At 65.3% G+C, this 20,415-nt stretch carries 18 protein-coding genes; 8 read left to right on the top strand and 10 right to left on the bottom strand.

The genetic code is table 11. The features are described 5' to 3' along the window. Positions 1 to 6: 6 nt before the first annotated feature. Positions 7 to 687 (bottom strand): GTP cyclohydrolase I FolE, encoded by a 681-nt coding sequence (gene folE, locus ACNJYA_RS15315; protein WP_172783114.1) that lies wholly within the window; start codon positions 685 to 687, stop codon positions 7 to 9. A 252-nt stretch (positions 688 to 939) separates the two neighbouring features. Here folE and ACNJYA_RS15310 point away from each other — a divergent pair, with 252 nt between their 5' ends. Next, a complete protein-coding gene (locus ACNJYA_RS15310) occupies positions 940 to 1,395 on the top strand; it encodes an iron-sulfur cluster assembly scaffold protein (protein ID WP_172783113.1) in 456 nt (151 codons plus the stop codon). 141 nt (positions 1,396 to 1,536) lie between these two features. On the opposite strand, the gene ACNJYA_RS15305 is transcribed toward ACNJYA_RS15310, so the two are convergent. Then, positions 1,537 to 2,430, bottom strand: a complete 894-nt coding sequence (locus tag ACNJYA_RS15305; protein ID WP_439366785.1) for a hypothetical protein — start codon at positions 2,428 to 2,430, stop codon at positions 1,537 to 1,539. Positions 2,431 to 2,685: 255 nt separating this feature from the next. Here ACNJYA_RS15305 and yidD point away from each other — a divergent pair, with 255 nt between their 5' ends. Beyond that, positions 2,686 to 3,024: a membrane protein insertion efficiency factor YidD gene (yidD, locus tag ACNJYA_RS15300; protein ID WP_212260308.1), complete on the top strand. Its 339-nt coding sequence runs from the start codon at positions 2,686 to 2,688 to the stop codon at positions 3,022 to 3,024. A 90-nt stretch (positions 3,025 to 3,114) separates the two neighbouring features. Beyond that, positions 3,115 to 3,321 carry a hypothetical protein gene (locus ACNJYA_RS15295; protein WP_212260307.1) on the top strand — a complete coding sequence of 69 codons (207 nt, stop codon included), beginning with the start codon at positions 3,115 to 3,117 and terminating at the stop codon, positions 3,319 to 3,321. On the opposite strand, the gene ACNJYA_RS15290 is transcribed toward ACNJYA_RS15295, so the two are convergent. After that, positions 3,322 to 4,536 carry a hypothetical protein gene (locus tag ACNJYA_RS15290; protein ID WP_439366784.1) on the bottom strand — a complete coding sequence of 405 codons (1,215 nt, stop codon included), beginning with the start codon at positions 4,534 to 4,536 and terminating at the stop codon, positions 3,322 to 3,324. Between the two features lie 2 nt (positions 4,537 to 4,538). After that, positions 4,539 to 5,906, bottom strand: coding sequence for an APC family permease (locus tag ACNJYA_RS15285; protein ID WP_260379778.1), 1,368 nt, complete (start codon positions 5,904 to 5,906; stop codon positions 4,539 to 4,541). 331 nt (positions 5,907 to 6,237) lie between these two features. Between ACNJYA_RS15285 and ACNJYA_RS15280 the strand changes: the two genes are divergently transcribed. Further along, on the top strand, positions 6,238 to 7,560 hold the full coding sequence (locus ACNJYA_RS15280) for an alpha/beta hydrolase (protein ID WP_172783107.1): 1,323 nt from the start codon (positions 6,238 to 6,240) through the stop codon (positions 7,558 to 7,560). A 25-nt stretch (positions 7,561 to 7,585) separates the two neighbouring features. Here the strand turns inward: ACNJYA_RS15280 and ACNJYA_RS15275 are convergent, their stop codons facing one another. Next, on the bottom strand, positions 7,586 to 7,963 hold the full coding sequence (locus tag ACNJYA_RS15275) for a hypothetical protein (RefSeq protein ID WP_172783106.1): 378 nt from the start codon (positions 7,961 to 7,963) through the stop codon (positions 7,586 to 7,588). Between the two features lie 89 nt (positions 7,964 to 8,052). Beyond that, complete coding sequence (locus ACNJYA_RS15270; RefSeq protein ID WP_439366783.1) at positions 8,053 to 9,228, bottom strand: MFS transporter; 1,176 nt, start codon at positions 9,226 to 9,228, stop codon at positions 8,053 to 8,055. A gap of 187 nt (positions 9,229 to 9,415) precedes the next feature. Here ACNJYA_RS15270 and thrS point away from each other — a divergent pair, with 187 nt between their 5' ends. The 3 genes from thrS to ACNJYA_RS15255 all read left to right on the top strand — a co-directional run bounded on the left by thrS (position 9,416) and on the right by ACNJYA_RS15255 (position 13,447). Beyond that, positions 9,416 to 11,458, top strand: a complete 2,043-nt coding sequence (thrS, locus tag ACNJYA_RS15265) for a threonine--tRNA ligase (protein WP_439403190.1) — start codon at positions 9,416 to 9,418, stop codon at positions 11,456 to 11,458. Positions 11,459 to 11,551: 93 nt separating this feature from the next. Next, a complete protein-coding gene (locus ACNJYA_RS15260; RefSeq protein WP_212260297.1) occupies positions 11,552 to 12,115 on the top strand; it encodes a nitroreductase family protein in 564 nt (187 codons plus the stop codon). Positions 12,116 to 12,178: 63 nt separating this feature from the next. Beyond that, the gene (locus tag ACNJYA_RS15255) at positions 12,179 to 13,447 is read left to right on the top strand and encodes a serine hydrolase domain-containing protein (RefSeq protein WP_260379780.1); all 1,269 of its coding nucleotides are present in this window, start codon (positions 12,179 to 12,181) and stop codon (positions 13,445 to 13,447) included. Here the strand turns inward: ACNJYA_RS15255 and ACNJYA_RS15250 are convergent. From ACNJYA_RS15250 to ACNJYA_RS15240, 3 genes are all read right to left on the bottom strand, one after another. After that, positions 13,433 to 15,895 (bottom strand): putative bifunctional diguanylate cyclase/phosphodiesterase, encoded by a 2,463-nt coding sequence (locus ACNJYA_RS15250; protein WP_212260294.1) that lies wholly within the window; start codon positions 15,893 to 15,895, stop codon positions 13,433 to 13,435. The genes ACNJYA_RS15255 and ACNJYA_RS15250 overlap by 15 nt on opposite strands. 1,125 nt (positions 15,896 to 17,020) lie before the next feature. Then, entirely contained in the window at positions 17,021 to 17,260 is a 240-nt protein-coding gene (locus tag ACNJYA_RS15245) for a hypothetical protein (RefSeq protein ID WP_246571525.1), read from the bottom strand. A gap of 325 nt (positions 17,261 to 17,585) precedes the next feature. Next, positions 17,586 to 18,659, bottom strand: a complete 1,074-nt coding sequence (locus tag ACNJYA_RS15240) for a hypothetical protein (protein ID WP_172783100.1) — start codon at positions 18,657 to 18,659, stop codon at positions 17,586 to 17,588. A gap of 248 nt (positions 18,660 to 18,907) precedes the next feature. Between ACNJYA_RS15240 and ACNJYA_RS15235 the strand changes: the two genes are divergently transcribed. After that, positions 18,908 to 19,954, top strand: coding sequence for a patatin-like phospholipase family protein (locus tag ACNJYA_RS15235; protein ID WP_439403189.1), 1,047 nt, complete (start codon positions 18,908 to 18,910; stop codon positions 19,952 to 19,954). Here the strand turns inward: ACNJYA_RS15235 and ACNJYA_RS15230 are convergent, their stop codons facing one another. After that, positions 19,955 to 20,383: a CBS domain-containing protein gene (locus ACNJYA_RS15230; protein WP_439403188.1), complete on the bottom strand. Its 429-nt coding sequence runs from the start codon at positions 20,381 to 20,383 to the stop codon at positions 19,955 to 19,957. It abuts the gene before it with no gap. Between the last annotated feature and the right edge of the window lie 32 nt (positions 20,384 to 20,415).

Below are 20,415 nucleotides of genomic sequence, written 5' to 3'. Positions count from 1 at the left end.
GCGAGGTCAGCGCGTCGTGCCTCGCACCAGGGACAGGAAACGGGCCTGCTCCGCCGGATTGTCGCGGAACATGCCGGTGAAGCGGCTGGTGAAGGTGGAGGCGCCGTGCTTGGCGACGCCGCGCACCGACATGCAGGTATGCTCGGCCTCGATCAGCACCGCAACACCGCGCGGCTTGAGCACCTCGTCGATCGCGGCGGCGATCTGCGCGGTGAGGTGCTCCTGGGTCTGGAGCCGGCGGGCGAAGATGTCGGTCAGGCGGGCAAGCTTGGACAGGCCGACGACGCGCTCCACCGGCGTATAGGCGATGTGCGCCTTGCCGTAGAACGGCATCATGTGATGCTCGCATTGCGAGGTGAACTCGATGTCGCGCACCAGGACGAAATCGTCATAGCCTGCGGTCTCGCCGAAGGTGCGGTCGAGCACCTCGGCCGGGCACTGGTGGTAGCCCTGATACAGCTCGTCGAAAGCCTCGACGACGCGACGCGGCGTGTCGAGCAGGCCCTCCCGCTCGGTGTTCTCGCCGATATAGGCGAGCAGCGTCTTCACCGCCGCTTCCGCCTCGGCGCGCGCAGGGCGCGGCTGGTCGGCGCGGACGGCGGCCGCGAGGAATTCGGCAGGATCAAGCTCGGCCGGGCGGCTCTCGGGCTGCTTGTTGGGGCGGATCGGCTTGATTGTAGCGTCCATGTCTACTCCGTTCGACGGCCTTGTGGCCGGAGTGTCACCGGCAGACGGGGCGGCAAGCCGCCAGACGCCTGAAGAGAACAGTTTTGGCGAAAAGGCCCTTTGGTCACAACGTCGATAGTGCAGATCTGGATCGCAGGCGACGCACCGCTGGACTGTTTTTCCACCAGTTCCGCCCCTATATAGGACCGTGGGCGGCGCCCGCCAAGGCCGATCCGGCCCGGTCGCGGGTGTGGACGTGTTGGACTCCATCACATGCTGAACGACATTTATAACAAGCGGATCATCGAGCTGGCCGGGAATATTCCGCGCCTCGGGCGGCTGTCGGCCCCCGATGCCAGCGCGACCGCCCACTCCAAGCTGTGCGGCTCGACGGTGAAGGTCGATCTCAAGATGGACGGGGACACCGTCACCGACTTCGCCCATGACGTGAAGGCCTGCGCCTTGGGCCAGGCCTCTTCATCCATCATGGCAAGTCACGTGGTCGGCTCGACTGCGAGCGAACTCCGTGAGTTACGCGAAACCGTTCGCAAGATGCTGAAGGAGAACGGCGCGCCTCCTCAAGGCAAATGGGAGGAGATCAAGTTCCTCGAGCCGGTCCGCGACTACAAGGCGCGCCATGCCTCGACGCTTCTCACCTTCGATGCCGTGGTTGATGCCATCGGCCAGATCGAGGCCAGAACCAAGCAGCCGGCCGCAGCGCAGGGCTGAAGCCCCTCTCCGTCATTCCGGGGCGATGCGCAGCATCGAACCCGGAATCGCGAGATTGCAGCGCGAGATTCTCAGGTGCGCACTTGCGCACCATGGTTCGCGCTGAGGCGCGCCCCGGAACGACTGCCAGGATTTAAGAGCTTACTTCTGCGTCGCCGCAGCCGGCGTGGCAACGCTACCGGTCGGCACCACGGCCTCCGCCGTCTTGGTCGACTTGGAAGCCTGCTCCGGTTCCGCGCCGAACCTAGCCTGCGTCTTCGCTGCAAGCTCCGCCATTGCCGGCGCCGAGATGTCCACGTGCGGGAGCACGTCAGCTACGAGATCGGTCGTGACCAGATTGGTGAGCTTGAGCTCGCCGGCGTCAAGCTCGTGCAGGTCCTCCCAAGGCGGGACGCTGAGCGCAAGCGACAGCAGGTCGCCGGCCCCGCCCATGTCGAAGGTGTACTTGGCGAGGCGGCCGATGTCGCGCTCTACGATCATCAGGTCCTGCGCGCTGTAGCTCGCCGCCTTGGCATCGTCGGCGCGGTCGCCCATCCAGATCTGGTGAACCCGGACATGGGCGGCTTCCGGCACGTAGCGCTTCTTGCCGGCCAGCAGCAGGAACACGCACATGGATTCGCAATAGGCTTCCGGCGCGACCGCCGGGCGCGTCGATGGGCCGCCACGGAGGCTGACGCCGACCGTGGTCAAAAGCCCGAGGTTACGGAAGCGCCGGCCGAGCGTGATCGCGTCATTGACGGAACCGCCGCTGGAATCGAGCACCACCGTGGCGCCGCCGAGCTGCCGGCCGCGCGAAAACTCTTCGAATTCTTTGGGCGTATCGGCCGTGATGATGCCGACTGCGCTGACCCAGCCGCGGCAGTTCGGCTCACAGGCGACCCAGTTGAACTTCATCGGCAGCTTGCGCTCTTCGAGGGCAACGCCGGCGCGGGCCGACGATCCGAATGTTGCGACGGCGCCAGCCAGCGCGACTCCACATACGGCTGTTCCCACCAGCAACCAGCCGCGAAGATTAAGGGAGTTCAGAAGTCTCAATCTGGTTCCTTCCCCAAGCCCCAATGCCACAAGGTCCCCAAACAATCCCCGGTAGCGCTATCTGAGTCCATCATACAGGCGTATGTTTCTACACACGGCCGTCATAAAAATGGTATCCGGGCGAATACAGATCGTCCACAGATACTTGCTGCACTGCTCCCAAAAAGCATGCAAAATATGGCGTGGAAACAACAGCTTACAGTTCCCTGCGCCGGAACCGGGCAACACCTCGCTCAACATTGCAGCATAACGCACATGAAGCATTCAGCCTGCGAGCATTGTTCCAGTTCCGGCGATGGTGCGCTCCGGCTGCCGCGCAGATTCGGCCGCGCGCTGATCTGGCTGTATCGCCATACGCTGTCGCCTCTGGTCGGGTACAATTGCCGGCACCTACCGACCTGCTCCGTCTATGGCGATGAGGCGATCGACCGGTTCGGGCTCTGGGCCGGCGGCTGGATGACGCTCGCGCGCCTGCTCCGCTGCAATCCCTTCGGCACATCCGGCATCGACAACGTGCCTCTCACCGCGCCGCGAGGCGCACGCTGGTATCTGCCCTGGCGCTACGGCCGCTGGCGCGGGGTCAATGCATCCTGACGTTGCCGCGCACTTATGCGGCGCTGCCTCGACCGGAACCTTGAAGTTTCCACTTGCGTTGTTTTGGTGCTCCCACGGGAGGAAACAACAATGCGCTGGAAAATCAGCCCGCACTTTCACGTCAAGCCTGGTCCGAATCTCGATCACAGGGGCCACGATCCGAGAACCATCGACCTGCTCGCCATCATCGCTTTGCTTGCGCTCGTCCTCGGCTCCGGCTGGTATCTGACGAGGAGCCTTACGACACAACCGAGCACGACGACCTTCATCGTGCCAAGCCAGAGCGTGCATTGGTGATCACCGGAACCAGAAAAAACGTCCCTGTGACGGCGGGACCGATTCCGGCGGCCGTAGCCGCTTCGGGCGCGGCGGCTTCGGCGCCGGCTCGGCCGCCGAAGTGGTCTCCATAGCCGGTGCGGCGTCGCTGCCCGGCACCTTCACCGACAGCAGCAAATTCGATTCATGCATGCGCCAGCGATAGCCGACGCCGAAATCGATCGGCTGGGCCCGCGTGAACAGCTCGGCGTAGCGCTGCTGGTGGCGGCCGGGGAATTCGTCAATCGGACCGAGATAGCGGCCGAACGGAAAGAACCGCCATTGCCGCGCATTGTAGTTCGCGAGCGGGATGCCGGAATCGTCCTGGACGATGGTGGCGCTGTTGGCGAGCAACCAGTCCCGAACGACGGTGAAATTGCCGGAATGCAACAGGTAGGACGCACTCTTGAGCAGGCTGTTGCCGGGTCCGAGCGTCTCGCAGAACTTCAGGAAGCCTGCGGCACGTGCGCCGGAATTGGAGAGGTCGGTCGAGAAATAATACAGCGTGCGCGTTTCCCCGTCGCTGCCGGCGAAGGTGATGCGGACGCCGCGCGTGGCGTTTCGTCCGGGATTGTCGTCGCCGACATGTACTCCGCCCTTGTCGTCGAGCGCGACCATCTCGACATTGCGGATGGTCTTGCCGGAGCGGGCGAGGAAGACGTAGAGGATCGGCAAGGTGCCGTTGACCTGGTTGGCGTGCAGGTCGACCTTCATCTGCTTGGTGATGAAGAAGGAGAAGCTCAGGATCGAGCCGAGCGAGCGTTCGACGTTGTAGAGCGCAGCGCTGACCGAGCCGCGCGGCAGCCGCGTCAAATCGGGCACCGCGCCGACCGGCTCCAGCGCGCCGAGCACGTAGGTGCTGGCCTTGGAATAGAAGGCATTGGCGTAGAGGAAATCGGGGCCGCTGAACATGTAGAACATGGTCGGCCGCGGCGCGGCGAGATTGAGGTCGGCCCAGCTGCGGATCTTGGAGAGCTGTCGCTGCTCGAGCTGAGCGAAGGCGCCGTCGAAGAATTTCGCGTGACGCTGCCAGGCCGGGTCCCTGGTGAGCGGCACCAGCGGCGAGTCCGCCGAAGGCTGCATGCCCGCAAGGAAGCGCGCCGTGTCGTCGAAGGTGACGTCAGCGGCACGCGCGAACGAGACGGCCGCAGCCAGGAGGGCGAAGGCAACGGCCGCAATTCTCAGGGGGCGGAGCATGTCTATTTGCGATGCGGTGAGGCGGCAGCAGCAGCGGGCCGCCTGCGGAAAACAGCGTAAATCAAAAGGCCGGAGAGCATGACCAGCATTCCCGACAGCGACTGAACCGGCCGCTCCGTCAAAAGGTAGTACATCATGAATGCGGTCACGAGCAGGAAAACGAGCGGCGTGAACGGGTATCCCCAGGCGCGATAGGGCCGCGGCAGATCGGGATCGGTGATACGCAGCTTGATGACGCCGGCGACCGTGAAGAACGAGCAGAACAACAGCGCGAACTGGATGAAGTCGAGCACCGCCTCGAAGCTGCGCGTGAACAGCAGGAGATTGGCGACGGCCAGTTGGAACAGGATGGCATACGCCGGCGCGCCGCTTACCGACCGCTTCGAGAAGACGCGCAAGGCAGGAATGTCCTCTCCCATCGTCATCATCACGCGCGGGCCGATCCACATCATCGCGCTGATCGACGAGATCAGACCGAAGCAAATCATGGCGCCGACGATCCGACCGCCGAGACTGCCGAAGATGGCGGTGCCGGCGACACTGGCGACGTCGAGCTGGCCGGCGAGCGCGCTGACCGGCGTGGAATGCAGAAAGACCGCGTTCAGCGCGACGTACAGCACGAGCACGATCAGCGTGCCCGCGAGCAGCGCGCGCGGCAGGCTGCGCTGCGGCGTCTTCATCTCACCGATGATGTAGGTCGCCGCATTCCAGCCCGAGAACGAATACATCACGAAGACGAGTCCGATCGCGAACGGCGCGCTGACGATGTGGGCGATATCGCCCGGCTGCGGCGTGAAGGTGATCGGCTGCGGCACGGCGATGACGAAGCCGGCGACCAGGAAGGCGACGATCAGCACGACCTTGAGGACCGTCGAGATCAGCTGGAATGTGGATGAGTGCCTGACGCCGGTCAGTTGCACGAGGGAAACCAGCCACACGACGCCGATGGCGAGCGGAATCGCCGGCAGATCGGGTACGACCGACTTGGCATATTCGCCGAACGCCATCGCGGCGAGCGCGACCGGCGCCGCGAAGCCGACCGTGGCCGACACCCAGCCGGCGAGGAAGCCGAAGGCCGGATGAAAGGCGCGGCCGAGGAAATTGTACTCGCCGCTCGAGCGCGGAAACATCGCACCCAGCTCGCTGTACGCGAACACCCCGCACAGCGCGACGATGCCGCCGACCGTCCAGAGCAGGAGGATGGAGAAGCCGGACGGGATGTCCTTGACCTGAAAGCCGAGGCTGGTGAAGACGCCGACCCCGATCATGTCGGCCACGACGATGGCGGTTGCGACCGGAACGGAGACCCCGGCCCGGCTCCCGGTCAGCCGGTCCGTCCAGGGCGGGGTACCCGCATCTGATGCCGTCATCGGGGTCCTTAACCTCAGGCGCGTCGCCTCGTGGGCCCATCGTGCACTTTGGCCCAGTCAATTCAAGCAGGGTTAACAAGGGTTAAATGAGGCAAGGGAAGCAGGTACCGAAACACCGTAAACGCGCGTTTTTGGTCTACGGCACTGGATTTACCGGGATTTGCCCGTTTCCCTTCCCCACAATCAGGACACGATTGCATGGTCCTTTTGAGCGTTCCGGATGTGGGGAGTTTCTCCGGACGCTTAACGTCGCCTAAACGCCAGTCGGCTCAATTGTCTCAAGATTGCCGATGGGCGTGTGACTTGGGTCGTGACTTGGGGTCATGGGTGGATGGTCGGGGCCGCTCCGAAACTGAGAGCTGATGATCGTGCCGATCGGACACCGTCCGGTCGGCATGGTCGTGCGCTCCGGGCCGGTCTGATCTCAACCCTGGTGCCGCTGTCGCTGACGCTGGTTCAATGCGGCAAGGCGCCAGATCCGGCGGCGCTGGCGGCGAACTCCCAGGCGAATGTCCAGGTGGTCGCCAAGACCAATTCACAGACGGCGAACGCGCGCGTGGCAGGCGGCGACACGTTCGAGGATCGCTTCCCTGCCCCGCAGTTCAAGGAGCGCTTTCCCTCGGCGAGTGAAGGCTTTCTGCAACGCCAAATGTCGGACTTCTCGCCCAAGCGCGCGGTCCAGCGACAAGGGCCGGAGCAGGCGCCCTACAAGGTCGCCTCGCTCGAGCCGCAAGTCCCCTACAAACGCCCCGCGCGCGAGGACCTGACGACACTCGTCAGCATGAAGTCGTCGGCCTTTCCCTATTTCGGCAACAACCCTGCCTCCGACGCGCCCTTCCTCAACATTTCCAAAGGCGACCGCCGCGGCCACCGCAGCTATTCCGGCCGCGTCTACTGGCAGGACGAGACCTACAGCGACAGCCGCGTGCTGGTGCACGTGCCCGAGCATTTCGACCTGCGCAAGCCGGGCGTGATCGTGGTGTTCTTCCACGGCAATGGCGCAACGCTCGAGCGCGACGTCCGCGACCGGCAGATGGTGCCGAAACAGATCACCGATTCCGGCGCCAATGCCATATTGCTTGCGCCGCAGATGGCGGTCGACGCCGCCGATTCCAGCGCCGGCAAGTTCTGGCAGCCGGGCGGCTTCAAGCGCTTCATGGCGGAATCGGCTGACCACCTCGCCCGCCTCACCGGCGATCCCAGCAGCGCGCGCGCCTTCGCCAACATGCCGATCGTGATCGTCGGCTATAGCGGCGGATTCCTGCCGACGGCCTGGAGCCTCGAGGTCGGCGGCATCAGCGACCGCGTGCGCGGCGTGGTGCTGCTCGATGCCGTCTATGGCGAGATGGACAAGTTCGCGTCCTGGATCGAGAGCCACCGCTCCGGCTTCTTCGTCAGCGCCTACACCCGCTACACCGCGCGGCGCGACCGCGAGCTGATGAGCATGCTGAGGCAGAAGGGCATCAGCGTCGCCGAGGACATGGACGGGCCGCTACGGCCCGGCAGCGTGGTGTTCGTGGAGACCGGCGAGGGCATCACCCATCGCGACTATGTCACCCGCGCCTGGACGCGCGATCCGCTCAAGGACGTGCTGGTGAAGATGGCGGCGACGCCGTCGCTCGCGCTCACGCGCGTCGCCTCCACAAATCCCTAGCCGGCGCAGATATCAGTTCCAAATATTAGTTTTTGGGCAGCTTCGGAATGCTCTCGGCAAAGCCGTTGAAGCAGGACAGACGCTCGTCCTCTTCCTTGAAGAAGCGACAATCGGCGTAGCCCTTGGCCTTGGCTGGCTTCGGCTTCGGCGCCGGCGGGATGACGGCGTCGTAGCAGTTGAGGCGATCCTTGGTACCGTCGTCGATCTCGAGGCAGGCCTGGAGGCGGACGGCGACCGATTGCGGCTTGCCCTTCGCCGCCGCGGCGGGCTTGGCCGCTGCCTCCTTGGTCCCTTTGGGCTTGACCTGCACGAGCGGCTTGTCCCCCACCATCGGTGGCTTCTCGGTCTGCGCAAACGCGGAGGCTGAATAGAGCACCGCGGCAACCGCCAGAATCATCCTCATCTCAGTCAACTCTCTTTGATCCCCACGCCGGCCTTCTACCGCTCCGGCGCGAGGTTTGCCAAGCGCCTTGCGCATACGACCTGCAGCGTTCAGGCGGTGGCGGCAGCCGCCCGCCGGGGCCGGGTCACGACCACGAGGATCAGTGCCAGCACGACGAAACCGACCGCGACGAAGCCGAGCGTGTGCAGGAGCTCGCGGGCGAACAGCAGCCCGCCGACGGCGGAGCCGACCGCCTGGCCTATATAGAGGACGGACGTGTTGAGCGCGACGGTGGCCGAGGCCAGCGGCGGCGCAGCCGCGACCAGCCGGACCTGCTGCATCGAGTTGGTCGAGGCGAAGCCAAGGCCCCAGACTGCGACCGCGCCCGCCATCATGACGAGCGAGCCGGCACCGAGCGCCCAGCCGCTCATCCCGGCAAGCAGCAGGCACGTGAACAGCAACGAGGTGCGGTAGGGCCCCGAAGTGTCGACGATGCGGGTCGCGACGACGACGCCGAGGAAGCCGCAGATCCCGTAGAGCGCGAAGACCGAGCCGATCGCATCGGGGCCGGCGCCGGTGAGCTTGTTGAGCAGCGGCCCCATATAGGTGAACACGACGAACTGCCCCGACATTTGCAGCATCGTGATCGCAAGCAGCAGCAGGATCGTCCTGCTTCGGCCGACGGCGGCCCATGTCTTCAGATCGACCGGTGCGCCCTTCAGGCCGCCCGGCAGACGCAGCAGCAACAACAGCAGGCTGGTGCAGCCGAGCGCGCCAATCCCGCCATAGGCCGCGCGCCAGCCATAACGGCTGGCGATGAAGGTGATCAGCGGCAGGCCGATGGCGGCTGCGAGCGACCAGCCGAGGAAGATGTACGCAATGGTGCTGCCGCGCCGTTCCGCCGGCACGATCAGTGCAGCCGTGCCGGCGGCCTGGGGCGTATAGAGCGCGCCGATTGCGAGCATCACGAGGCGAATGATGAGCAGGCTGGTGTAATCAGGCGCAAACGCGGAGGCGAGATTGCCGAGAGCGAGCACCGCCAGCGTCGTGGCGAGCAGGGTCCGCCTTTCGATGCGGCTGGTCAGCCACGCCGTCAGCGGCGAGCCGACGCACAGCGTCACCGCCCCGAAGGTGATCAGGAGCCCCGCCGCGTGGATGCTGATCCTGAGCCCAGCCGACAATTCGGGCAGCATGCCCGCCGGTGCCAAGACCGAGCAGCCGGTGACGAGATTGCCGAGCATCAGGGCGGTCGGCGCGAAACGACCGGCGGCGGGGGCATTTTCCATGCAAACGCATGTAGCGGCGGCCTGCGGCAGGTTAAAGGGTACAACGTCAAATAGTTGCGGGCTCCGCCCCGGGTTTTGCGCGCCACTTTCTTGGAAATGCCGGATTGCACAGGCCGAATCGCCTGATATATCGCTCGTTCCCGCTTACCTGCGCTCGTTCGCAGGAGTGAGCCTCAGGAGAAAAGCAATGTCCGACCAGCCCAAATCCGAGTCCGGGTTCCAGTACAGCCTCTCCAATTTGAAGCCCGTGACCCCCGCTCCCAAAGTCACCCTCACCTTCCCCGACGGCGCCCAGCGTCAGTTCGACAAGGGCATCACCGGCCTCGATATCGCCAAGGGCATCTCGCCCTCGCTCGCCAAGCGCACGGTTGCAATGGCGCTCGACGGCGCGCTCGCCGATCTCAACGATCCAATCGAGGCCGACGCCAGGATCGAGCTGGTCAATCGCGACGATCCGCGCGCGCTCGAATTGATCCGCCACGACTGCGCGCACGTGCTGGCCGAAGCGGTGCAGACGCTGTGGCCGGGCACCCAGGTCACGATCGGCCCGGTGATCGAGAACGGCTTCTATTACGACTTCTTCCGCAACGAGCCGTTCACGCCGGAAGATTTTGCCGCGATCGAGAAAAAGATGCGCGAGATCATTGCGCGCGACAAGCCCTTCACCAAGGAAGTCTGGGACCGCGAAAAGACCAAGCAGGTGTTCCGCGACAAGGGCGAGGCCTTCAAGGTCGAGCTGGTCGACGCCATTCCCGGCACCGAGCCGATCAAGATCTACTACCAGGGCGACTGGTTCGACCTGTGCCGCGGCCCGCACATGACATCGACCGGCAAGGTCGGAGGCGCCTTCAAGCTGATGAAGGTGGCCGGCGCCTATTGGCGCGGCGATTCCAACAACCCGATGCTGACCCGCATCTACGGCACGGCCTTCGCGAAGCAGGAGGACCTCGACGCTTACCTGAAGCAGATCGAGGAAGCCGAGAAGCGCGACCATCGCAAGCTCGGGCGCGAGCTCGACCTCTTCCACTTCCAGGAGGAAGGTCCGGGCGTCGTGTTCTGGCACCCGAAGGGCTGGACCATCTTCCAGCAGCTGATCGCCTATATGCGCCGGCGCCTCTCCGGCGACTACAGCGAGGTCAACGCGCCGCAGATCCTTGACAAGGTGCTGTGGGAGACCTCGGGCCATTGGGGCTGGTACCGCGAGAACATGTTCGCGGCGCAATCGGCCGGCGACGAGGCCGAGGACAAGCGCTGGTTCGCGCTGAAGCCGATGAACTGCCCGGGTCACGTGCAGATCTTCAAGCACGGCCTGAAGAGCTACCGCGACCTGCCGCTGCGCCTCGCCGAGTTCGGCGTGGTGCATCGCTACGAGCCCTCGGGCGCCATGCACGGGTTGATGCGCGTCCGCGGCTTCACCCAGGACGACGCGCACATCTTCTGCACCGAGGATCAGCTCGCCGAGGAGTGCCTGAAGATCAACGATCTCATTCTGTCGACCTATGCCGACTTCGGCTTCACCGGCGACCTCACGGTGAAGCTGTCGACCCGGCCGGAGAAACGCGTCGGCACCGATGCGATGTGGGATCACGCCGAGCGCGTGATGGCGACGGTGCTGCGCGAGATCCAGTCGCAGAACAATCACATCAAGACCGAGATCAACCCGGGCGAAGGCGCGTTCTACGGGCCGAAGTTCGAGTACGTCCTGCGCGATGCCATCGGCCGCGACTGGCAGTGCGGCACCACGCAGGTCGACTTCAACCTGCCGGAGCGGTTCGGCGCGTTCTACATCGACCATGACGGCGGCAAGAAGCCGCCGGTGATGGTGCACCGCGCGATCTGCGGCTCGATGGAGCGCTATATCGGCATCCTGATCGAGCACTATGCCGGCAACTTCCCGCTCTGGCTCTCGCCGGTGCAGGCGGTGGTCACCACCATCACCTCGGAAGGCGACGAATACGCCAAGGTGGTGCTGGAGCACGCGCGGCGCGCGGGGCTTCGGGTCGAGATCGACCTGCGCAACGAAAAGATCAACTACAAGGTCCGCGAGCACTCGCTGGCCAAGATCCCGGCCCTGCTCGTGGTCGGCAAAAAAGAGGCCGAGACGCATTCGGTCTCGGTCCGCCGGCTCGGCAGCGACGGCCAGAAGGTGATGACCACCGCCGAGGCGATCGCCGCCCTGGTCGACGAGGCGACGCCGCCGGATGTGAAGCGGGCGCGCGGCGCCGTCTGAGCCCTGAAATCGATCTAAATTCGCTTCCGGTTGCGGGCGTGCATGCTTATCTCGGCATGGCACGCCCGCCGACCATTTGAAGAGGATATCGCAGTGCCCGATGCCATCGAACTCCTGAAGACCCGCCGCTCGGTCAAGCCGCGCGAGATGACGGGGCCCGGCCCCTCGCCGGCCGAGCTCGAGACGATCCTCACCATCGGGGCGCGCGTGCCCGATCACGGCAAGCTCGCGCCGTGGCGCTTCATCATCTTCGAGGGCGACGCCCGCGCACGTGCCGGCGAGGTGATCGCGAGGGTCTTCGCCAGGAAGAATCCCGGCGCGCCTGCGGCCGACGTCGAGACCGAGCGCAAGCGCCTCATGGACGCGCCGCTGGTGATCGGCATCGTCAGCTTCACCAAGCCGCATCCGAAGGTGCCGGCGTTCGAGCAGGAATTGTCGGCGGGCGCCAGCGCCATGAACATCGTCACGGCCGCCACCGCGCTCGGCTACGGCGCCTGCTGGCTGACCGGCTGGTTCTCGTTCGACCGCGACGTGCTCGAAGGCCTCGGCCTCAAGCCGGATGAGAAGCTCGCCGGCTTCATTCATGTCGGCACCCCGACCAAGCCGAGCGAGGACCGTCCGCGTCCGTCGCTTTCGGACATCGTGACGCGATTTTAATCGATGTCGTGTTGACGCACCGAGCGTCTTGCGGCTTGATCCCGCCGAGGGAGGAAGGTGCGGATGAGACGCCGTGAATTTCTGGTCGGGGCCGCGATGCTCGCCGGTACGATGGCGCGAAGCCGGGCCGCGGACGTCCCCGCCCCGTCGCCCGACGGGCTCGACCGCATCACCGCGTTCTTCGACAACGAGGTGACAAGCGGCCGCCTGCCGGGCGCGGTGATCATGGTGCAGCAGCACGGCAAGCCGGTCTACCTCAAGACCTTTGGCGTGCGCGACACCAGGACCGGCCTCGCGATGACGCCGGATACGATCTTCGCCATCCACTCCATGACCAAGCCGATCACGTGCCTCGGCGCGATGATGCTGATCGACGAGGGCAAGCTTGCGCTGACCGACCCCGTGTCGAAATACGTTCCGCTGTTTGCCGAGACCAAGGTCGGCCTCGAGGTGACCCGGCCCGGTGGCAAGCTGGAGCTCGACTTCGTCCCACCTGACCGCCCCGTCAACATCGAGGATCTGCTGCGGCATACTTCGGGCATCAGCTACGATTATATCGGCAGCGAATGGGTCGAGCACGCCTACAAGGCCGCCAACATTTTCGAGGGGAACTTCAACAACAGGGAATTCGCCGATCGCATCGCCAAACTGCCGCTGGCGCGGCAGCCCGGAACGCTGTGGCGCTACGGCCATTCCACCGACGTGCTCGGCAGCGTCATCGAGATCATCTCGGGACAGACGCTGTACGCCTTCCTGAAGGCCCGCATCTTCGATCCGCTCGGCATGAACAGCACCAAATTCGCGCTCGCGACCGAGGACGAGCTGGCGCGGATGGCGCGGCCGCTGCCGAACGACTTCATCCTGCTCGCCGGCGAGCGCGACCGCCTGGACCATCCAGAATGGCAGTCGGGCGGCGGCGGCCTGCTCTCGACCATCACCGACTATCAGCGCTTCGCGCAGATGCTGCTCAACGCCGGCGAGCTCGAAGGCAGGCGCTATCTCAGCCCCGCCGCGTTCAAGGCCATGACGAGCGATCAGATCGGGCCGGGCTCCGGCGTCGGACGCGACTATTTCTATTTCCCGGGCGACGGCTTCGGCTATGGCTACGGCCTTGCGGTACGCACCGATCCCGGCAATGCAAAGCCGCCGCCGCCGGGCTCGCTCGGCGAGCTGAAATGGGACTCGGGGAGCGGCACCTATTTCGGCGTCGATCCCAAGCTCGACATGGTCTACCTCATGATGCAGCAGACCCAGAACGAGCGCGGCCGCATCACGCCCGCGTTCAAGGCGCTGGTCTACGATTGCTATCCGCCCGCATTACGCCGCCCGTGAGGTGCGCTGGCCGAAATCGGCGAGGAGCTTTCCGATCTCGGCAGCCGGCCGCGCGGCGCTGAACAGAAATCCCTGCACCTCGTTGCAGCCTTCGGCGCGCAGCCAGTCGAGCTGATCCTCGGTCTCCACGCCCTCGGCCGTCGTGGTGATGTTGAGGCTGCGGCCGAGCCCGGAGATCGCGCGCACGATCGCACCACAATCGGGCCGCTGCGCCAGATCCTTGACGAAGGAGCGGTCGATCTTGATCTTGTCGAACGGAAAGCTGCGGAGATAGCTCAGGCTGGAATAGCCGGTGCCGAAATCGTCCATGGAAATGCCGACGCCGAGCTCGCGCAATTGGTGCAAGGTGGCGACATTGGCATCGGTCTCGGCCAGGAAGATCGACTCGGTGATCTCGAGCTCGAGCCGCTTCGGCGACAGGCCGGACTGCGCCAGGGCCGAGATCACGATCTGGACCAGGTTGCGGCTGCGGAATTGCGCCGGCGACAGGTTGACGGCGACCTTGACGTCGACGGGCCATTTCACCGCCTCGGTGCAGGCTTCGCGCAGCACCCATTCGCCGAGCTGGGTGATCAGGCCGATGTCCTCGGCGACCGGGATGAACTCGGCGGGCGAGATCATGCCCTTGTCCGGATGACGCCAGCGCAGCAGCGACTCGAAGCCGGAGATGCGGTCGGAGGCGATCGACACCAGCGGCTGGTAGTGCAGCTCGAACTCGCCATTGGCGAACGCCCGGCGCAGATCCAGCTCCATGTCGCGGCGCCTCTGCGCCTGGAGGTCCATCTCGCGCTCGAAGAAGTGGTGCACGCCGCCGCCGTCGGCCTTGGCCCGGTACAGCGCCATGTCGGCATTGCGCATCAACTCTTCCGGCGTCGTGCCGTCGCCCGGCGACAGCGCGATGCCGATGCTGGCGCCGATCACCATCTCCTGTCCATCGACGTCGTAAGGCGCCTTCAGCATGTCGATCAGCAGGGACGCGCAGGCGCTTGCCTCGTTCGGCGAGACGTCGGTTGCCAGGATGACGGCGAACTCGTCGCCGCCGAGCCGCGCGGCGAGATTGCTGCCGCGGACCGCAATGGTCAGGCGCTCGGCGACCTGCTTCAACAAGCGATCGCCCACCGGATGACCGAAGGAATCGTTGATGTTCTTGAACAGGTCGAGATCGATGTAGAGCACGCCGACCCGTTTTCCCGCGGCCTGGTCCAGCGCCTGCTTCAACCGCTCCTGGAAGTGTTCGCGGTTCGGCAAATCGGTGAGCCCGTCGTGGTGCGCCATATAGGCGATGCGCGCTTCGGCCTTGCGCCGCTCGGTGATGTCGACCACGGCAACCAGATAGCCATCGCGCTCGTCGAAGGCGACGCGACGGCCGAAGGTGAGCACCTCGATCTCGCTACCGTCGGCGCGCAAGTGTCGCCAGTTGCGCGACGAGTGGTAGGCGTCGCCGAGACGCTCCAGCGCCGCGGCGTGGCTGTCCCATTCGTCCTCCGGCCATATCTCGTGCAGCTTCATGCGCAGGAAGGTCGCGCGGCTGTAGCCGTAATGCTGGACCGCGGCGTCGTTGACGCTGAGGAACGCCTTGGTCTCTGCGTCGAACACCCACATCGGCATCGGGTTGTTGTCGAACAGCAGTCGGAACGAAGCATCGCGCCGCTTCAAGACGGTGACATCGGAGATGGTCAGCGAGACCACGTCGGCGAAGGCGGTGGCGCTGAGCCTGAGGTAGCGCCCCGCGCTCTCGATCTCGAGCTGCTCGCCGCGGCCGCCCGACACGGCCTTGAGCAGGAATTCCATCACCTCGGGCAAGGCCAGCAGCGTGCTGCCCTCGCCGATCCGCCACCACAGCAGGCTTCCACCCACAACCTTCAACAGCTCGCCCGCGCTCCTGTTGTGGTGCACAACCTGAAGGTCGAACGCCTTGCCAGCGGCATCGCGCAGCGTCGCCAGCGAGACCACCGCGTCGTCGGTCGCGGAAAAGATGGCGTCGAGGAGATTGTATTGCGCGCCGCGCTCGTTGACATAGGCGCCGATCAGCGTCGCGCCCCAGCGCGAGGACGTCGGCAGCGCCAGCACGTCATAGGTCCTGACCATGCCGTCGCGCACGCAATGCGCGCTGGCGCGGTGCGGCCGCCCGGCCGCCAGCGCGCTCGCCGCCGCTTCCGACAGCGCGGTGGCGCAATCGGGCGACAGCTCGGCAAGGGGAATGTCCCAGCGCTCCTCGCCGAGCCATTTCTGCACGTAACGTCCGCTGCGCGACAGCTCGAGCACACCATCGTTCTTGAGCAGCGCGATGTGGTCGGCGAGGCGTCCGAGGCTGCCGAGCATGACGTCCTCGTAGCGCGGCAGCCGCTCGCCCGGCTTCAACGCCGCACGCCATTTGCGCTGAAGCACCGGGATGTCGTCGAACATTTCGGCGGCCGGTTTTCCCGGCATCTTCTTCGCGGCAGTCATTGCAGTCCCCAACGCACTTTCCCGCCGCATCCAATGCAGGCGCGCTTAACGACGTGTAAAAAGCGCGAAGGCGTGGGTTCCATTCGGCGATTATGACAGTTTTAAGTCAGGTGTTGGTTAGTGGGCGTTAGAGACTGTGACGGTTGCGCGAAAGGTGCTCTCGTGTCCCGGAGGCGACGCGGAGCGCAAGTGATGCGGCGCAGAGCCGGGACCCAGCACGCTGCGGAGTCGCTGATGCCTGGGCCCCGGCTCTGCAGCGCATCGTCGCACCGGACGATGCTTCGCATCGCCGGGGAGACGCTGCGCTGCGTCCGGGGCACGCGAGCGGGAGTTTTCGCACACCTGCCTCAACATCGTCATTGCGAGCGCAGCGAAGCAATCCAGGAATGCATCCACGGAAAGACTCTGGATTGCTTCGCTGCGCTCGCAATGACGGCGTGTGGCAGGAAATCGTCCTGCAAATGCGATGGATCGCCCGGTTAAACCGGGCGATGACAGCGAGTGTGTCGTTGCAGACGCGCTTCCGCGTCCTCGCGGCGCATTTCGCCCGAGCTTTGCTCGTCGTCTCACCCTCAATTGAAAGAGGGCGCAGGGAAGACCGGGTGCCGGCCGGGCACCCACGGTCCACTGTGCGAAAGGTGGCAACAAGAATTTGCACAGCGGCATACAGGTGAAGCCAAACATCCGGCCTTCCCTGCGCAGTGGTTTTACGGCTTATGTCGCGCTCTCCCCGGGGAGCGATGCACTATTGCCCCCGTCGCCTTGCGGATGGCTGATGCGCATCGCCCGGTCGGGCAACCACATCACCACAAGACTTGACGCACAGACCCCGGGCGTCAGGACCACACGATTTTGCCGTACGCGAACCGCACCCGTCGTTGGCACGAGGTCTTCGCTCACGGCTCTCCGCCCTGCGAAGCTTTTCGCGCCGATGTGGCTCGCGTCCACCGCCCCCCGGCCCGCGTTCGTGACGATCGCGATACGCCCCTCTTCCTTGGGCCGGGTTGCGCGACACATACGCGGTTTCCGAATTTCGGTAAAGCGGAATATTTTCGACCGAATGCATTGACCCATGAATCGGGTGTTTTGCCCGTCGGGCAGCGCAAGGGATTGTGGCCCGCCCGACTAATCCTCGCTGGAGGCCGCCGAGCGGTTGCGCAAATGGGCCTGGGAAAGCAGGAAGAACAACGCGCGCTCGCCTTGATATTTGGCGGACGGACGCGTGCGCTCGAAGCCGTCGGCAAATATCTTGCCGGACTGGTCGCACACCTGCCACCGCCAGCCGAACCGCTTGCGCCTGGTGAGGATCACTTCGAACATGCCGACGAGCCTGGTCCCCTGCTCCGAGCCGGTCCTGCAAGGCAAGCGCCTGCTCCGGCTTCCCCCGTTGGACGGACGCCAGACATATAGCGCAGCAGGATGGAAAGAGAATAAAATTGATGATCGGAAATACGTATCGTCCACGGTCGTGAGCGAGACGCGCCGCTGCTGGAATAAGCCGATGCCGCCGGTGTTTGTTGGCCGCTGCAGGGGACTGGTGGCGCTACCAGTGTTCAAGACAGAACACTGAAGAGTGGGGGACGGTTACTTGGCAGAAACCCGCTGAAGCCGACGGTAATGGAGGATGCACATCCGTGCGCGCGATGAGAATTGTCGTGCCGGAGTTTCTCGCCGCGGGCCGCCCCCCGCCTTAGCGCGCGATGACTTCGACTTCGCCGTCGACGCCGTTGACGACGTTGAATCCGCGCTCGTAGACCTTGCCCTCGTTCTTGGCGATGGCGCGGTACTCGCCTTCGGACAGCACGACGCGCGGGAACGCGCCGATCGATTCCTTGATGACGTCGCCGCCCGGCGTCAGCACCGACCAGGCGGTGTTGGCGAGCGCCTCGCCGCCACGGTCGCTGACCAGCTTGAGGGTGATGACGGCGGCGCGGTGGGTGATGGTGACGTCGGTGAGCTTGCCGGCCTGAACGCGGATGTCCGAGCGCACCACCGAATTGGCATCGCCGTAGTTGGAGACAATGTAGTAGGTCCCCTCCGGGATCAGCACGACGTCGCCGGCGGCGACGTTCGGCACCAGGGAAGCGCGCTCGCCGGATTCGAACTGGCTGCCCTTGTAGATCGCGAACGAGATCTGATTCTGCGGAATGCGGCTGGTGCCGACGCGGCCCTCGATGCGCAGGCCGCCGGCCGGCAGCACGAAGGATTCGCGGTTGGTCTCGGATTTCAGGCTGACGGTGCGCACCGCGCTGACGAGGCCGAAGGCAACGTGGACGACATAATTGCCGGGCGGCAGCACGATGTTCGGCGTCCCGCTGCGGTCCTCGCGGATCAGCTTGAAGGTGCCGTTCTCGTCGGGCCGGTCGGCAAACACGCGCCAGACCAGGCCACTGGTGATCGGAGCCGAGTCCTTGCCGTATTTCGCGGTCAGCGACAGCACGCCCTGTCCGGGCACGGCGGCATTCAGCGGGGCGGCCGGCGGCACGGTCGAGACCGCGGGCGGCGGCATGCTCGGGGTCGCCGGCTGCATCAGGGTCGGGGGCAGGCTTGGGGGTCCCGCGCCCGGCCCGGAGGGCGGCGCCAGGCTGACGGCGTTGCCGGGGTCGGGCACAGAGGCCGGCGGCACCGGCGGCGGACGATCGGAGAAGAGCTGCGCCTGGGCAGCGTTTCGGCCGGAGATAATGACGCACGCGGCAAGGATCAGCGCCGGCAGCAGCCTGCCGCTGCGCCGCCATCCGATAATGCCGTCACCCCCGCGTGTCATGCTCCTTGCTTTTCACCGAAAACGCGGCAAATTCAAGCCTCTGAAACCCCAGGAAATACGGCCCCGGAGGGTTCTGTGGAACCGGGTTGACGGCTGCGTGATTAGTTCGCAAGCAACCGCCCCTCGCCATACTCCTGCCCCGTGCCCTTTCCAAAGCGGCATAAACCATGCCTCGCGCCTGATATGGCGGAGGGCACGTGCGATGCCTAGTCTGACGATGCGGGCTGGCCCGGCGTAGGAGAGTTGCGGTGCTGGACAGATTGAAAGGCCGGGGCGCGAACGGCTCGAACGGCGAGAAGGTGGGCGAAAAAGTCGGCTTGGGCAGCATCCGCCGGCCGGTCATCGGCCTTGCCCTCGGCGGCGGCGCGGCGCGCGGCTTTGCCCATATCGGAATCCTGAGGACACTGATTGCCAATGGGATCGTGCCCGATGTCGTGGTCGGCACGTCCATCGGCGCCGTGGTCGGCGGCCTCCATGCGGCCGGCCGGCTCGATACGTTCGAAGACTGGGGACGCAGCCTGCAAGGGATGCGCAACATCCTCGGCTATCTCGATATCCGTCTCAACGGCTCCGGCCTGCTTGGCGGTGAGAAGCTCGCGACCCGGCTCGAGGAGGCGATCGGGCAGGTGCTGATCGAGGACCTGCCCATCAAATTCGCGAGCGTCGCGACCGAGGTTCGCACCGGCCACGAGATTTGGCTGACGCGCGGCCGCGTCGTCGACGCCATGCGCGCGTCCTACGCCCTGCCCGGCATCTTCGCGCCGGTGCTGATCGGCGACCGCTGGCTGGTCGACGGCGCGCTGGTGAACCCGGTGCCGGTCTCGGCCGCCCGCGCGCTCGGCGCCGAAATCGTCATCGCCGCAAATCTTTCCAGCGACATCTTCACCCATTCCACCACGATCTATTCACACGGCGCAGCGCCCGCCCCGGTCGTGCCGACGGCCGAGGAGCCGGCGGCCAAGCGGCGCTTCCCGCGCCTGTTCTCGCCCGAGAAGACGATGAAGCGCGAGTTCTTCGGCGGCAACGGCCGGCCCGGCATCTCGTCGGTGATGGTCGACGCCTTCAACATCATGCAGGACCGCATCACCCGCGCCCGTCTGGCCGGCGATCCGCCCGACATGCTGATCACGCCGCGGGTCGGCCAGTTCGGCTGGTTCGACTTCCACCGCTCCGAAGACCTGATCGCACATGGCACGCGCGCCGCCGAGCGCGCATTGGAGTCCATCCAGGAGGCGATCCACGTGCTGGCGCCGGCGCCCGCGGGCACCGCGCCGAAAGCCGACGACCAGGCCTGATCAGGCCGTCTTGATGTAGTCGCGCAGGGCTTCCTGCTCGGTCTCGTATTCGCGGACACGCCATTTGACGATGTCGCCGATCGAGATCAGGCCGACCACCTTGCCGTTGTCGATCACGGGCAGATGGCGGAACTTGCCCGTCGTCATCGTCTCCATGAGCTCGGCCACGGTGTCGGTCTCCTTGCAGGTCACGACCTTGCGGGTCATCACCTCCGAGACCGGCGCCTCCAGCACGCCGGCGCCGCGCTCGCCGAGCACGCGCACGATGTCGCGCTCGGACAGAATGCCCTCGAGCCGGCTCTGGTTCATCACCAGCACCGCGCCAATCTTCTTCTCAGCCAGCAGCTTGATCGCGTCCGCCAGCTTGGCGTCGGGCTCGACGCTCATGATCTGGTGGCCCTTGGTGTTCAGAATGGAACGTACCGTCATTGCCGCCTCCCTGAATCCGAGCCCGTCCGCCT

It is taken from the genome of Bradyrhizobium sp. BLXBL-01, from assembly GCF_051853025.1.
In the GTDB taxonomy this organism is placed as follows: Bacteria; Pseudomonadota; Alphaproteobacteria; order Rhizobiales; family Xanthobacteraceae; genus Bradyrhizobium.
Note: the sequence above shows the minus strand (reverse complement) of the source record. Positions and strands in the feature narration are given on the sequence as shown.

What these genes read in the sequence shown, in the direction of transcription:
- ACNJYA_RS15285 (WP_260379778.1), bottom strand. Translation starts at nt 5,906, where the DNA reads ATGACGGCATCAGATGCGGGTACCCCGCCCTGGACGGACCGGCTGACC.
- ACNJYA_RS15270 (WP_439366783.1), bottom strand. Translation starts at nt 9,228, where the DNA reads ATGGAAAATGCCCCCGCCGCCGGTCGTTTCGCGCCGACCGCCCTGATG.
- ACNJYA_RS15250 (WP_212260294.1), bottom strand. Translation starts at nt 15,895, where the DNA reads ATGACTGCCGCGAAGAAGATGCCGGGAAAACCGGCCGCCGAAATGTTC.
- yidD (WP_212260308.1), top strand. Translation starts at nt 2,686, where the DNA reads ATGAAGCATTCAGCCTGCGAGCATTGTTCCAGTTCCGGCGATGGTGCG.
- ACNJYA_RS15275 (WP_172783106.1), bottom strand. Translation starts at nt 7,963, where the DNA reads ATGAGGATGATTCTGGCGGTTGCCGCGGTGCTCTATTCAGCCTCCGCG.
- ACNJYA_RS15230 (WP_439403188.1), bottom strand. Translation starts at nt 20,383, where the DNA reads ATGACGGTACGTTCCATTCTGAACACCAAGGGCCACCAGATCATGAGC.
- thrS (WP_439403190.1), top strand. Translation starts at nt 9,416, where the DNA reads ATGTCCGACCAGCCCAAATCCGAGTCCGGGTTCCAGTACAGCCTCTCC.
- ACNJYA_RS15255 (WP_260379780.1), top strand. Translation starts at nt 12,179, where the DNA reads ATGAGACGCCGTGAATTTCTGGTCGGGGCCGCGATGCTCGCCGGTACG.
- ACNJYA_RS15290 (WP_439366784.1), bottom strand. Translation starts at nt 4,536, where the DNA reads ATGCTCCGCCCCCTGAGAATTGCGGCCGTTGCCTTCGCCCTCCTGGCT.
- ACNJYA_RS15310 (WP_172783113.1), top strand. Translation starts at nt 940, where the DNA reads ATGCTGAACGACATTTATAACAAGCGGATCATCGAGCTGGCCGGGAAT.
- folE (WP_172783114.1), bottom strand. Translation starts at nt 687, where the DNA reads ATGGACGCTACAATCAAGCCGATCCGCCCCAACAAGCAGCCCGAGAGC.
- ACNJYA_RS15280 (WP_172783107.1), top strand. Translation starts at nt 6,238, where the DNA reads ATGGTCGGGGCCGCTCCGAAACTGAGAGCTGATGATCGTGCCGATCGG.
- ACNJYA_RS15295 (WP_212260307.1), top strand. Translation starts at nt 3,115, where the DNA reads ATGCGCTGGAAAATCAGCCCGCACTTTCACGTCAAGCCTGGTCCGAAT.
- ACNJYA_RS15240 (WP_172783100.1), bottom strand. Translation starts at nt 18,659, where the DNA reads ATGACACGCGGGGGTGACGGCATTATCGGATGGCGGCGCAGCGGCAGG.